General features: G+C 57.8%; 15 protein-coding genes and 1 tRNA gene. 4 read left to right on the forward strand and 12 right to left on the reverse strand.

Annotated elements, in window-relative coordinates; all coding sequences use genetic code 11:
* The first annotated feature begins 80 nt into the window (after window positions 1-80).
* A complete protein-coding gene (gene mhpT / locus SOP95_RS15435; RefSeq protein ID WP_274077377.1) occupies window positions 81-1298 on the forward strand; it encodes a 3-(3-hydroxy-phenyl)propionate transporter MhpT in 1218 nt (405 codons plus the stop codon).
* 31 nt (window positions 1299-1329) lie between these two features.
* On the opposite strand, the gene SOP95_RS15440 is transcribed toward mhpT, so the two are convergent.
* Window positions 1330-1542 (reverse strand): hypothetical protein, encoded by a 213-nt coding sequence (locus SOP95_RS15440; protein ID WP_323607502.1) that lies wholly within the window; start codon window positions 1540-1542, stop codon window positions 1330-1332.
* Between the two features lie 185 nt (window positions 1543-1727).
* On the opposite strand from SOP95_RS15440, the gene SOP95_RS15445 reads away from it, so the two are divergent.
* Entirely contained in the window at window positions 1728-1931 is a 204-nt protein-coding gene (locus SOP95_RS15445) for a hypothetical protein (RefSeq protein ID WP_323607503.1), read from the forward strand.
* Window positions 1932-2681: 750 nt separating this feature from the next.
* On the opposite strand, the gene SOP95_RS15450 is transcribed toward SOP95_RS15445, so the two are convergent.
* From SOP95_RS15450 to thrS, 9 genes are all read right to left on the reverse strand, one after another.
* Window positions 2682-2758 (reverse strand) — tRNA-Pro (locus SOP95_RS15450).
* Between the two features lie 89 nt (window positions 2759-2847).
* On the reverse strand, window positions 2848-3204 hold the full coding sequence (locus SOP95_RS15455; RefSeq protein WP_003179985.1) for a MerR family transcriptional regulator: 357 nt from the start codon (window positions 3202-3204) through the stop codon (window positions 2848-2850).
* Window positions 3185-3487 carry an integration host factor subunit alpha gene (gene ihfA, locus SOP95_RS15460; protein WP_002553164.1) on the reverse strand — a complete coding sequence of 101 codons (303 nt, stop codon included), beginning with the start codon at window positions 3485-3487 and terminating at the stop codon, window positions 3185-3187. The genes SOP95_RS15455 and ihfA overlap by 20 nt, the downstream gene beginning before the upstream one ends.
* A gap of 3 nt (window positions 3488-3490) precedes the next feature.
* Window positions 3491-5872 carry a phenylalanine--tRNA ligase subunit beta gene (gene pheT, locus SOP95_RS15465; protein WP_274076531.1) on the reverse strand — a complete coding sequence of 794 codons (2382 nt, stop codon included), beginning with the start codon at window positions 5870-5872 and terminating at the stop codon, window positions 3491-3493.
* Between the two features lie 26 nt (window positions 5873-5898).
* Complete coding sequence (pheS, locus tag SOP95_RS15470) at window positions 5899-6915, reverse strand: phenylalanine--tRNA ligase subunit alpha (protein ID WP_007905876.1); 1017 nt, start codon at window positions 6913-6915, stop codon at window positions 5899-5901.
* A 109-nt stretch (window positions 6916-7024) separates the two neighbouring features.
* On the reverse strand, window positions 7025-7381 hold the full coding sequence (rplT, locus tag SOP95_RS15475) for a 50S ribosomal protein L20 (RefSeq protein ID WP_007905879.1): 357 nt from the start codon (window positions 7379-7381) through the stop codon (window positions 7025-7027).
* Between the two features lie 28 nt (window positions 7382-7409).
* Window positions 7410-7604, reverse strand: a complete 195-nt coding sequence (gene rpmI / locus SOP95_RS15480) for a 50S ribosomal protein L35 (RefSeq protein WP_002553160.1) — start codon at window positions 7602-7604, stop codon at window positions 7410-7412.
* Window positions 7605-7664: 60 nt separating this feature from the next.
* Entirely contained in the window at window positions 7665-8216 is a 552-nt protein-coding gene (gene infC, locus SOP95_RS15485; protein ID WP_172435703.1) for a translation initiation factor IF-3, read from the reverse strand.
* Entirely contained in the window at window positions 8216-10138 is a 1923-nt protein-coding gene (gene thrS / locus SOP95_RS15490) for a threonine--tRNA ligase (protein WP_046815517.1), read from the reverse strand. Before thrS ends, infC begins: the two co-directional genes overlap by 1 nt.
* 373 nt (window positions 10139-10511) lie before the next feature.
* Between thrS and SOP95_RS15495 the strand changes: the two genes are divergently transcribed.
* Both SOP95_RS15495 and SOP95_RS15500 read left to right on the forward strand, forming a co-directional pair.
* Window positions 10512-10814, forward strand: coding sequence for a hypothetical protein (locus SOP95_RS15495; protein WP_323607504.1), 303 nt, complete (start codon window positions 10512-10514; stop codon window positions 10812-10814).
* Window positions 10815-11106: 292 nt separating this feature from the next.
* Window positions 11107-11319 (forward strand): cold-shock protein, encoded by a 213-nt coding sequence (locus SOP95_RS15500; RefSeq protein ID WP_003179963.1) that lies wholly within the window; start codon window positions 11107-11109, stop codon window positions 11317-11319.
* Window positions 11320-11390: 71 nt separating this feature from the next.
* Here the strand turns inward: SOP95_RS15500 and SOP95_RS15505 are convergent, their stop codons facing one another.
* Together SOP95_RS15505 and SOP95_RS15510 are read right to left on the reverse strand one after the other, a co-directional pair.
* Entirely contained in the window at window positions 11391-11708 is a 318-nt protein-coding gene (locus SOP95_RS15505) for an I78 family peptidase inhibitor (protein ID WP_274076533.1), read from the reverse strand.
* 169 nt (window positions 11709-11877) lie between these two features.
* Window positions 11878-12183 (reverse strand): hypothetical protein, encoded by a 306-nt coding sequence (locus SOP95_RS15510; protein WP_274076534.1) that lies wholly within the window; start codon window positions 12181-12183, stop codon window positions 11878-11880.
* Between the last annotated feature and the right edge of the window lie 62 nt (window positions 12184-12245).

Consider the following 12245-nt stretch of genomic DNA (forward strand, 5'->3'; position numbering starts at 1 on the left):
ATTCATCGGCAGTCATCTTCCGCGCCCCCGTGCGATGGACGACACGATTGCACAACAAAAACAACAATGAGGTTTCACCCATGGACAGCCCATCGCGTCGTTCGACGCTGACAATCGCTTTGTGCTTTATCGTTGCGCTGATCGAGGGTTTCGATCTGCAGGCCGCCGGCACCGCTGCCGCCGGGCTGCGCCAGAGTTTTGCCCTGGACCCGAAGATGATGGGTTGGGTGTTCAGCGCCGGGATCATCGGCCTGCTGCCCGGAGCATTTTTTGGCGGCTGGATCGCCGATCGCATCGGCCGCAAGAAAATCCTCGTCAGTGCCGTGCTGCTGTTTGGCGTGTTTTCCCTTTGCACAGCCTACGTCGAGAGCTACTCCAGCCTGTTGCTGGTGCGCTTCATGACCGGCCTGGGCCTGGGCGCCGCCCTGCCCAACCTGATCGCCCTGTGCGCCGAAGCCGTCAGCGAACGCAACCGCGGCACCGCCATCAGCGTCATGTATTGCGGAGTTCCCCTGGGCGGTGCACTCGCGGCGGTGGTGGCGATGTTTTCCAGTGAACACTGGCAGACCACCTTCATCATCGGCGGTCTGGCCCCCTTGTTGGTCGTACCGCTGATGGCCCTGCTGCTGCCCGAATCCAGCGCCTTCCGCCAGCAACATTCAGCCACTGGCAACCTGCGCCCCTCCAGCGCACAGGCACTGTTCGGCGAAGGTCGCACACGCAACACACTGGCCTTGTGGCTGAGCTACTTCTTCACCCTGACCGTGATGTACATGCTGCTCAACTGGCTGCCTTCGTTACTGCTGGAACAGGGCTTCAGCAAACCCCAGGCGGGCATGGTGCAAATGCTGTTCAACATCGGCGGCGCCCTCGGCTCGCTGCTCGGCGGCCTGCTCCTGGACCGTTGCAACGGCGTCAAGGTAGTGCTGTTCGTGTATGCCGGGTTGCTGACGGCGCTGGCCGGGGTCGGCCTCGCGGTGGGTATCGTACCGATGGCGATCGCCGGGTTTGCCGCCGGGTTGTTCGTCATGGCTGCGCAACTGGTGCTCTACGCCCTGGCGCCACCGTCCTACCCAACCGCAGTGCGCGCCACCGGTGTCGGCGCCGCCGTGGCCATCGGCCGCCTGGGCTCGGTGGCAGGCCCCTTGGCCGCCGGGCAGATCCTCGCAGCCGGTGCAGGCACCACTGGCGTGCTGCTGGCGACCTCACCAGGGTTGGTGATTGCTGCCCTGTCGATCCTGACCGTGATTGCGCGCACCGGATCGAGCGCGCAAGGGCAGCTGAAGACCGCCAACTAAGCGGTTGAGGGATTTGAAGCGAGGGTTCTGCTCAGAGCCCTCGATCTTCATCAGCCTTTGGGTGATGGAGGTCGTCCTGGTCCTCTTGATCAATAGAATCAAGATAGTCGAGGTCATCCTGCTCCTCGTCGTCATCGTCAAGAATGCCTTGGGCGTCTTCTTCCACCCAAGGTTCTTCATCGTGGAATTCATGATCGAGCAGATGGTCGTGCTCGGGCTCAGGAATATCGATCTCGTCACTCATTTACATTTCCTGCGTTGGCTAAACTGTAAAGGGCACCTGTATAGGCGTGCCCTGCTCCTCAGTCAATATTCAGACGCACTAGGCCGTCGCTTGATATCCTGTTTCCACTATTTTTCCCACTGAGATGAGCGCCGACAATGCCGGATCGTCGGCATTGTCGCTCGAGCACTTGAGCACTTTTAACAATGCCAAAGAATCGGCAGACAGACTCACCCGCAGCAACCGCTGCAGACATTGAAAGGTCTATCCAGGCCCTGAACAAGATGGCGGAAAGACTGTGGGGAGATGGCCGGGAAGCTGAGGCGAAAGCCCTTCTTGATGCCTTGGATGCATTGAACCGGGCGCTTGACCGGATCAGGATTGGCGAGAGTCGCCGAGTTCTCCATTGAGAATCTGCGTTTACCTTGCGTCGTCGAAAATCTGGCCTGCACCTGATATGCGCACTCCCGTCACGGCAACGTCATATTTGCCCGGCACAATGCAGTCAGCCAAAGGGAATTGGCTACGTGATTGAGAAGCCCGACCAAGTGTCGGGCTTTTTCATTTGCAGTCAGCGCCGCCCATCTACAACGGGCCATAAATCAGGCGACCCTTAACGACTCGACACTTACTCGCCCATCAGCCATGAGCTGAAGATACTCTCGCCATTTTTGGAAGGCTTGCTGCTGCCTGGTGGAAGCCGCCAGCCACTCTGTGCCACCGATTAGTTCGACCGGGATGGCCATCATCTGCCCGATTGCAAGATCAAGTTCATTTGCGAGCTCACGCCCATTCGGCAAATCGAGGATTAGTGGTCGCATAAGAACCTGTCTTTTTTTTGGGCTACTTCATCGACTTGGCAATTTGTTGATCGTGCGCGAGCGCCGACGAACGGTCCCCCCACTTGGGGCGCCTGATTGGAGACAACGCCAATTACTGCCTGGATTACATCACCAATCCAACGATCCACGCGCAGATCATGCGAGCGAGGGCATGACCAAAAACTACCAGCGCGACCACGAGGAGGCCATCTGGGGGCCGAGGCAAATCGGGACCTGAATGTCAGCGAAATCACCGGCGAGTTTTGCGCGGGTTTCGCGCAGGCACAAAAAAGCCGACCTAGATGATCGGCTTAAGTGTCTGATTTTACTCAGGAAATATGGTCGGGACGGAGTGATTCGAACACTCGACCCCTAGCACCCCATGCTAGTGCGCTACCGGACTGCGCTACGCCCCGACTAGGCGTGTATCTTGTTCCTCACCTCGAGGAACGCTCAAGAATATATCGCAAGCTTTTGAAAACTGGAAGTATTTAAAAGCAGAAATTTATTTCTTGAGGACAACCAGGACATCTTCGAGCTCGGCAATCATCTGCCGGATCATCTGTTTGTACTGGGTGGTGTCGTCTTTGGCTTCATCGCCGGACAGGCGCAGGCGTGCGCCGCCAATGGTGAAACCCTGATCGTACAGCAGCGCGCGGATCTGCCGGATCATCAGCACGTCCTGGCGCTGATAATACCGGCGGTTTCCGCGGCGTTTGACGGGGTTGAGTTGAGGAAACTCCTGCTCCCAGTAGCGCAGCACGTGTGGTTTTACCGCACACAGCTCGCTGACTTCACCAATGGTGAAGTAGCGTTTGCCTGGGATGACGGGAAGCTCGTCGTTATGACTTGGTTCCAGCATAAGCCTCAACTCGGGCCTTCAACTTCTGCCCTGGACGAAAGGTGACCACACGGCGAGCCGTGATCGGGATTTCTTCCCCCGTTTTCGGGTTGCGGCCAGGCCGCTGGCGTTTGTCCCGAAGGTCGAAATTGCCGAAACCGGACAATTTGACCTGCTCGTTGTCTTCGAGAGCGTGCCTGATTTCCTCGAAAAACAGTTCGACCAATTCCTTGGCTTCCCGCTTGTTCAGGCCCAGCTCTTCATACAGACGTTCCGCCATCTCAGCTTTCGTCAAAGCCCCCATACGTCACTTCCTTAACGTGGCGTCCAACCTTTGTTCGAGCGAGGTGAGGATATTTTGCGTCGTGGAATTCACCTCATCGTCATTAAGAGTGCGCGATGGATGCTGCCAGGTCAAGCCAACTGCAAGGCTTTTTCTATCAGGATCAATGCCTTTACCCTGATACACGTCAAATAGCCTGAGGTCTGTCAGCCATTCGCCTGCATTTTCACGGATTACGTCCAGTACTGCCGCGGCCGCAACATCTTTGTGAGCAATCAATGCAAGGTCACGACGCACTTCAGGAAAGCGCGACAACTCGTGGAATTTAGGCATTTTACCCGAGGCCACTTCCGCCAGGACCAGCTCGAAAACGAAGACTGGACGGTCCAGACCCAGGGTTTTCGACAGTTCCGGGTGGATGGCGCCGACGAAACCGACCAGACGACCTTCTCGCTCGATGCGCGCGGTTTGACCCGGGTGCAACGCAGGGTGTTTGCCCGGCACGAAAGTGAAGGCATCCAGCGCACCGGCAAAGCCCAGCACCGCTTCCACGTCAGCCTTGACGTCGAAGAAGTCGACGGTATCGCGACCCTGTGCCCAGCCTTCCGGCAGGCGGCTGCCGCAGACGACACCGGCCAGCATCGGCTCTTGCTTCAGGCCTTCCAATTGGCCGACGAAACGCAGGCCGCTTTCGAACAGGCGAACGCGATCCTGCTGACGGTTCAGGTTGTGCTGAAGCGCCTTGACCAGGCCTGGCCACAGGGACGAGCGCATGGCGGCCATGTCGTTCGAGATCGGGTTGGCCAGCAGCAACGGCTCGACACCTGGATTGAACAGTTCGAACTGTTTTGGATCGATGAAGCTGTAGGTGATCGCTTCCTGGTAACCACGGGCGACCAGCAGTCGACGCAGTTCAGGCAGGTCGCTACGGGCCTCAGCCTTGGCTTGCGGCGCCAGGCGCGCTTGCGGGTAACGAACCGGCAGGCGGTTGTAGCCGTATAGGCGGGCCAGCTCTTCGATCAGGTCGACTTCCAGGCTGATGTCGAAGCGATGGCTTGGCACTTCTACGCGCCACTGCCCTGCCCCATCGGCAGAAACGGTCAGGCCCAAGCCGTTGAGCAGGCGCTCGACTTCGGCCGAATCCATTTCCATGCCCAGCATCTGGGTGATGCGCTGGGCACGCAGGGTGACCGGGGCAATCTTCGGCAGGTGTTGTTCGCTGACGGTCTCGATGATCGGGCCGGCTTCGCCACCGGTGATTTCCAGCAGCAGGCCAGTGGCGCGCTCCATGGCTTCACGGGCCAGTTGCCAGTCCACGCCACGCTCGTAGCGGTGCGAGGCATCGGTGTGCAGGCCATAGGAACGGGCCTTGCCAGCGACGGCGATCTGATCGAAGAACGCGCTTTCGAGGAAGATGTCGCGGGTGGTCGCGGTGTTCACACCGCTGTGCTCGCCACCCATGACGCCGGCGATGGCCAGGGCGCGGGTGTGGTCGGCGATCACCAGCGTATCGCTACGCAGGCTGACTTCCTGACCGTCGAGCAGTACCAGCTTCTCGCCTTCTTCCGCCATGCGCACGCGGATGCCGCCATTGATTTCGGCAAGATCGAAGGCGTGCAGCGGTTGACCCAGCTCCAGCATTACATAGTTGGTGATGTCGACGGCAGCGTCGATGCTGCGCACGTCGCCACGACGCAGGCGTTCAACCATCCACAGCGGCGTTGGCTTGGTCAGGTCGACGTTGCGAATCACTCGGCCCAGGTAACGCGGGCAGGCAGCCGGCGCCAGGACTTCGATCGAACGCACTTCGTCGTGCACGGCAGGCACGGCAGGTACCACCGGACGGGTGACTTCAGCGGCATACAGCGCACCGACTTCGCGGGCCAGACCGGCCAGGGACAGGCAGTCGCCACGGTTCGGGGTCAGGTCGACCTCGATGCTGGCATCGTCCAGTTTCAGGTATTCACGAATGTCCTGACCAACCGGCGCATCGGCCGGCAATTCCATCAGGCCGTCGTTGCCTTCGCCCACTTGCAGCTCGGCTTGCGAGCACAGCATGCCGTTGGACTCGACGCCCCGCAGCTTGGCTTTCTTGATCTTGAAGTCGCCCGGCAGTTCGGCACCGATGGTGGCGAACGGGATCTTCAGGCCCGGGCGCACGTTTGGCGCGCCGCACACCACCTGGAAAGTTTCCGAGCCGTTGCTGACCTGGCAAACGCGCAGTTTGTCGGCGTCCGGGTGCTGTTCGGTGCTCAGCACCTCGCCCACGATGACGCCACTGAATTCACCGGCGGCCTGCGTAACGCTATCGACCTCAAGACCGGCCATCGACAGACGGGCAACCAGCTCGTCGCGACTTACCTGCGGGCTTACCCAGCCACGCAGCCATTGTTCACTGAATTTCATCCTGCTCTCCTAAGAATTCGTTACGACTAGCGAAATTGCGCGAGGAACCGCAAGTCGTTGTCGAAGAACAGACGCAAGTCGTTCACGCCGTAACGCAGCATGGCCAGGCGCTCGACGCCCATGCCGAAGGCGAAGCCCGAAAACTCTTCCGGGTCGATCCCGGACATGCGCAGCACGTTCGGGTGAACCATGCCGCAGCCCATCACTTCCAGCCAGCCGGTCTGCTTGCAGACGCGGCAGCCTTTACCGCTGCACATCACGCATTCCATGTCGACTTCGGCCGATGGCTCGGTGAACGGGAAGTAGGAAGGACGGAAACGCACGGCCAGTTCTTTTTCGAAGAACACCCGCAGGAATTCTTCGATGGTGCCTTTGAGATCGGCGAAATTGATGTCGCGATCGACCAGCAGGCCTTCGACCTGGTGGAACATCGGCGAGTGGGTGATATCCGAGTCGCTTCGGTACACACGGCCTGGGCAGACGATGCGGATCGGCGGCTGTTTCGACTCCATGGTGCGGACCTGTACCGGCGAGGTATGGGTGCGCAGCAACATGTTGGCGTTGAAATAGAAGGTGTCATGCATCGACCGGGCCGGGTGATGGCCTGGGATGTTGAGTGCCTCGAAGTTGTGGTAGTCGTCTTCGACCTCAGGGCCTTCGGCAATGCCGTAGCCGATATGGGTGAAGAACTGTTCGATACGTTCCAGAGTGCGCGTAACCGGATGCAGGCCACCCGAGGTCTGGCCGCGGCCAGGCAGGGTCACGTCAATGGACTCGGCAGACAGTTTGGCGGCCAGGTCGGCCTCTTCAAACAGTGCCTTGCGGGCATTGAGAACCTCTGTGACACGCTCCTTGGCAACGTTGATCAGGGCGCCGACTTGCGGACGCTCTTCTGCCGGCAAATTCCCCAGGGTCTTCATCACCTGAGTCAACTCGCCCTTCTTGCCAAGGTAGTGAACCCGGATTTGCTCCAGGGCATTGATATCTTCAGCGCTTTGCACAGCCTCTAGTGCTTGAGAGACGAGCGCATCCAGGTTTTCCATGTACAGACTCCAGATACAAAATAGGGGAAGAGCTTGAAGGCTCTTCCCCTATTTATGACGTTTAACACCTGGCCCCACGGAGGTGAGGCCGGGTGACTGTCGGGGGTACTTAAGCCAAGGTGGCTTTAGCTTTCTCGACAATCGCAGCAAACGCCGCTTTTTCGTTCACTGCCAGATCAGCCAGAACCTTACGGTCGATCTCGATGGACGCTTTTTTCAGGCCGGCGATGAAACGGCTGTAGGACAGACCGTTGATACGAGCACCAGCGTTGATACGAGCGATCCACAGAGCGCGGAACTGACGTTTTTTCTGACGACGGTCACGGTAGGCGTATTGGCCTGCCTTGATTACCGCTTGCTTGGCAACACGGAATACGCGGGAGCGTGCGCCGTAGTAGCCTTTAGCAAGTTTCAGAATTTTTTTGTGACGCTTACGGGCAATGACGCCACGCTTTACACGAGCCATGAGTTACTTCCTCTATTCTTGACTAAAATTAACGAAGGCGCAGCATGCGCTCGACTTTTGCCACGTCAGACGGATGCAGCAAGCTGCTACCGCGCAGTTGACGCTTACGCTTGGTCGACATTTTGGTCAGGATGTGGCTCTTGAAAGCGTGCTTGTGCTTGATACCGTTAGCAGTTTTCAGAAACCGCTTAGCAGCACCACTTTTGGTCTTCATTTTTGGCATGTTCGGATACTCCGCATTCAGTTGATAAACATAATCAGAAGGCCTGCCGTGCCCTGTTGATTACTTCTTCTTTTTCGGGGCGATGACCATGATCAGCTGGCGTCCTTCCATCTTAGGATGCTGTTCGACCGAACCGTACTCGAGCAAGTCACCTTCAACTCGCTTGAGGAGTTCCATCCCCAGCTCCTGGTGGGCCATCTCACGGCCGCGGAATCGCAAGGATACCTTGGCCCTGTCCCCGTCACTCAGGAAACGTACCAGGTTGCGCAGTTTTACCTGGTAATCCCCTTCCTCCGTCCCTGGACGAAACTTGATTTCTTTAACCTGGATCTGCTTCTGGTTTTTCTTGGCCGCAGCAATCTGCTTCTTCTTCTCGAAGATCGATTTGCCGTAGTCCATCAGTTTGCAAACAGGTGGTACTGCATCGGCGGAAATCTCCACCAGATCCAGTTTGGCCTCTTCAGCCTTAAGAAGCGCGTCTTCAATTGACACAATCCCGAGCTGTTCACCTTCAGCCCCAATTAACCGAACCTCGCGTGCCGAGATATTCTCGTTGATCGGGGCTTTCGGTGCAGTTCGTTTATCTTGTCTCATTTCACGCTTAATAATAATTACTCCGAATCTTGGCGACCACGCCGGGAAACCGCTTGCGCGAGGAACTCAGCGAACTGGGCGACGGGCATCGAGCCCAGGTCAGCACCTTCACGAGTACGCACAGCGACAGTCTGCATCTCGACTTCCCGATCTCCGATAACCAAGAGATAAGGAACCTTGAGCAAAGTATGCTCGCGGATTTTAAAGCCGATTTTTTCATTTCTCAAGTCAGACTTGGCACGAAACCCGCTTTCGTTGAGAGTTTTTTCCACTTCGGCGGCAAAATCTGCCTGCTTGTCAGTGATATTCATGATCACTGCCTGGGTCGGAGCCAGCCACGCAGGGAATGCACCCTCGTAGTGCTCGATCAGGATTCCGACGAAACGTTCGAAGGAGCCCAGGATCGCCCGATGCAACATCACCGGATGCTTGCGGCTGTTGTCTTCGGAGACGAATTCGGCACCCAGACGGACAGGCAGGTTAAAATCGAGCTGCAGGGTACCACATTGCCAGACACGGCCAAGGCAATCTTTTAGCGAGAACTCGATCTTCGGACCGTAGAACGCACCTTCACCCGGCTGCAGATCGTACGGCAAGCCAGCACTATCAAGGGCTGCAGCCAATGCAGCTTCAGCGCGATCCCACAGCTCGTCGGAACCGACGCGCTTTTCCGGACGAGTGGACAGCTTCATCTCGACGTCTTTAAAGCCGAAATCGGCGTAGACGTCCATGGTCAGCTTGATGAATGCCGCGGATTCGGCCTGCATCTGCTCTTCGGTGCAGAAGATGTGGGCGTCGTCCTGAGTGAACGCACGTACGCGCATGATGCCGTGCAGCGCACCCGATGGCTCGTTACGGTGGCAGGCACCGAATTCGGCCAGGCGCATCGGCAACTCGCGGTAGCTTTTCAGGCCCTGGTTGAACACCTGCACGTGGCAAGGGCAGTTCATTGGCTTGATCGCGTAGTCGCGGTTTTCCGACTGGGTGGTGAACATGTTGTCGGCGTAGTTGGCCCAGTGCCCGGATTTCTCCCACAGGCTGCGGTCAACGACCTGTGGAGTCTTGATCTCCAGGTAACCGTTGTCGCGCTGCACCTTGCGCATGTACTGCTCGAGCACCTGGTACAGGGTCCAGCCGTTCGGGTGCCAGAACACCATGCCCGGCGACTCTTCCTGGGTGTGGAACAGGCCCAGACGCTTGCCGATCTTGCGGTGGTCGCGCTTCTCGGCTTCTTCGATGCGCTGGATGTAGGCCGCCAGCTGCTTCTTGTCAGCCCATGCGGTGCCGTAGACGCGCTGCAATTGCTCGTTCTTGGCATCGCCACGCCAGTAGGCGCCGGACAATTTAGTCAGCTTGAAGGATTTCAGGAAGCGGGTGTTCGGCACGTGCGGACCGCGGCACATGTCGACGTATTCTTCGTGATAGTACAGGCCCATGGCCTGCTCGTTCGGCATGTCCTCGACCAGGCGCAGCTTGTAGTCTTCGCCGCGGGCCTTGAACACTTCGATCACTTCGGCGCGCGGAGTGACTTTCTTGATCACGTCGTAATCTTTTTCGATCAGCTGCTGCATGCGCTGTTCGATGGCGGCCAGGTCGTCCGGGGTGAATGGACGCTCGAAGGCGATGTCGTAATAGAAGCCTTCGTCAATGACCGGACCGATGACCATCTTGGCCGTCGGGTACAGTTGCTTCACTGCGTGACCGACCAGGTGGGCGCAAGAGTGGCGAATGATCTCCAGCCCCTCTTCATCCTTTGGCGTGATGATTTGCAGCGTGGCGTCGCTGCTGATGGTGTCGCTGGCGTCGACCAGCTTGCCGTCGACCTTGCCCGCTACGGTGGCCTTGGCCAGGCCGGCACCGATGGATGCGGCGACCTCGGCTACGGAAACCGGGTGATCGAATGAACGTTGACTGCCGTCGGGAAGAGTAATAGTTGGCATGGCGCCTCCTCTCCTAGTGGTGACCCCTACCAAAGGTCACGTGGGTTGGGATGAGCCAGTACAAGATCCGATCCAGGCCATTCAATGACGAACGCCTGCCTTACAGCGGCAGGAGCCTTGCGGCCAACCGGGAAATCGAACCAGAGTGACTGGGATTCAAATCAGGGTTATTCGGGCATCTGCCGCGGCCGGGACTGAAGGTCGACCGGCGCCTGCGAACACCCGAGCCAGGCATGCTAGCACAGATGAACGGTCGTGGCGGTGAAGAGGTTTTCTGGCGGGGCAAATCCGCTGTTTTATGCCAGAGTGCTGAACTTGAACCGCGCTTTACCCCTCAGATAACAAGACATTGACCCACAAGGAGCATCCCAGCATGCGTCTGAATCGTTTGTTCGCAGTCATCGCCCCTGTCGTTCTCCTGCTGCCCCTGGCCGCCCATGCGGACTGGCCCAAGGGCGAGCGGCAGAAATACATGGCGCAGTGCGTGCCTGCGGCCGCGGAGAAGATTGGCACGCCGGCCGCGAAATCTCACTGCGCCTGTGGCGCCGACGCTATCAAGTCGTACCCGGCCAGCGATATTCAGGCTTTGATGAACAACACCGCAAGTGATGATCTGAAGAAAGCGGCCCTGGACAAAATTGCTAAATGCAAGGCCACCAGCAAAGAGGCGAAATGACCCCTTCCCAGCGCTTTCGAACCTTGATTTGCCGGTAAAAAGCCGCCCAATCAGCCCCTTTCCTACAATTTATTCAGGTTTTACAGCTTTTTTTATTGCCTTCACTTTCGGCTGAAAGCCTTATAAACCGGGGCTTTCAGCCCCACAAGCGAACAAAGAATGTGCGACTGTAGGGCAAACAACCGCTGTGGGGGGCTCCCAAAGCGAACATTTCGACTATGATACTCGGGTGTGCCCAGTTGGCCTGAGCAGCACAGTACTACTGAAAATATATGTTTCTTGGAGATACACCATGTCTAATCGCCAAACCGGCACCGTTAAATGGTTCAACGATGAAAAAGGCTTCGGCTTCATCACTCCTCAAGGTGGCGGTGACGACCTGTTCGTACACTTCAAAGCTATCGAAAGCGACGGTTTCAAAAGCCTGAAAGAAGGCCAGACTGTTTCCTTCGTGGCTGAGAAAGGCCAAAAGGGTATGCAAGCTGCTCAAGTTCGCCCAGAGTAATTTCCAGGCGCACTAAAAAAACCCCGTCCATGTGACGGGGTTTTTTATGGGCGACACATAAGCCTGATCGATCAGCCGCAGTTGACGCGGGTGACGACCCGATTGGCATCGGTGTTGAGGTTCAGGCGGTCGGAGCGGTATTCCAGCGTGATCATGTCGTTAGGCTGCAGGAACCGTGCGTTCTGCGCGCCGGCACGGGTACGTGCCTGCTCCAGCAGCTCAGGCGACGCCTGCTTGCCGATGGTGAATTCGGCCGCTTTGGCCTCGCAACGGCTATGACCTGACTCCGTGGTAGTGGCTGGGTCAGTCGGCTCGGTGGTGGCCGTGCTGCAACCGACCAGCATGGCAGCAGCCAGCACAGTACCCAATGACGCGAGCTTCCAAGGCATGACGCCTCCTTATTTCAATGATTTAGCTGAATTCTTGCGACCGCCAATGCGGCGTTTGGTTTCACGGGGGAGCCCAGGCATCCCCGTCCTTAAACATGGACAAACGACAAGTTTGCCTGAGCAGCGCCCTGCCCTTCACCTTTCAATCGTGACGGGATATGAACGGCTCTCAGTAGACGTCGATGTAGTCAAAAGCCGGTTTTGGCCAGTTCTGCTTCAACGCATTGTAGATCTGCATGACCCAGACTTCATCACTGGCCGCCACCCGCCCGACATAACCTGACCCCTTGGCCCAGGTCTCCAGGCGAAACAGCAAGCCGTCGATATCGGTGCCACCCACGACCCCCGATGAAATATAGGCGATGCCGCCCTTGGTCACGCGCAATTGCGTGTGCTCATCGTCGCTGGCTGCAGCCAACAACTGACGCACTGTTTCAAGGGTCAAGCCGCCGGGAGTGTTCAAATCGATCTGCACAGCGCGGTCCTTGAATAATTGTCAAAGACCAAGTGTCGCATAGCCCTGCGCTCATGCCTAAG

The sequence above is a fragment of the Pseudomonas sp. YuFO8 genome, assembly GCF_035065025.1.
Taxonomy (GTDB): domain Bacteria; phylum Pseudomonadota; class Gammaproteobacteria; order Pseudomonadales; family Pseudomonadaceae; genus Aquipseudomonas; species Aquipseudomonas putida_AE.

Bases quoted from the DNA above. Each gene is read 5' to 3' on its own strand.
- SOP95_RS15445 (WP_323607503.1), top strand. From the start codon at position 1,728: ATGCCAAAGAATCGGCAGACAGACTCACCCGCAGCAACCGCTGCAGAC.
- thrS (WP_046815517.1), bottom strand. From the start codon at position 10,138: ATGCCAACTATTACTCTTCCCGACGGCAGTCAACGTTCATTCGATCAC.
- rplT (WP_007905879.1), bottom strand. From the start codon at position 7,381: ATGGCTCGTGTAAAGCGTGGCGTCATTGCCCGTAAGCGTCACAAAAAA.
- rpmI (WP_002553160.1), bottom strand. From the start codon at position 7,604: ATGCCAAAAATGAAGACCAAAAGTGGTGCTGCTAAGCGGTTTCTGAAA.
- SOP95_RS15495 (WP_323607504.1), top strand. From the start codon at position 10,512: ATGCGTCTGAATCGTTTGTTCGCAGTCATCGCCCCTGTCGTTCTCCTG.
- SOP95_RS15500 (WP_003179963.1), top strand. From the start codon at position 11,107: ATGTCTAATCGCCAAACCGGCACCGTTAAATGGTTCAACGATGAAAAA.
- mhpT (WP_274077377.1), top strand. From the start codon at position 81: ATGGACAGCCCATCGCGTCGTTCGACGCTGACAATCGCTTTGTGCTTT.
- SOP95_RS15440 (WP_323607502.1), bottom strand. From the start codon at position 1,542: ATGAGTGACGAGATCGATATTCCTGAGCCCGAGCACGACCATCTGCTC.
- pheT (WP_274076531.1), bottom strand. From the start codon at position 5,872: ATGAAATTCAGTGAACAATGGCTGCGTGGCTGGGTAAGCCCGCAGGTA.
- ihfA (WP_002553164.1), bottom strand. From the start codon at position 3,487: ATGGGGGCTTTGACGAAAGCTGAGATGGCGGAACGTCTGTATGAAGAG.
- pheS (WP_007905876.1), bottom strand. From the start codon at position 6,915: ATGGAAAACCTGGATGCGCTCGTCTCTCAAGCACTAGAGGCTGTGCAA.
- SOP95_RS15505 (WP_274076533.1), bottom strand. From the start codon at position 11,708: ATGCCTTGGAAGCTCGCGTCATTGGGTACTGTGCTGGCTGCTGCCATG.
- SOP95_RS15455 (WP_003179985.1), bottom strand. From the start codon at position 3,204: ATGCTGGAACCAAGTCATAACGACGAGCTTCCCGTCATCCCAGGCAAA.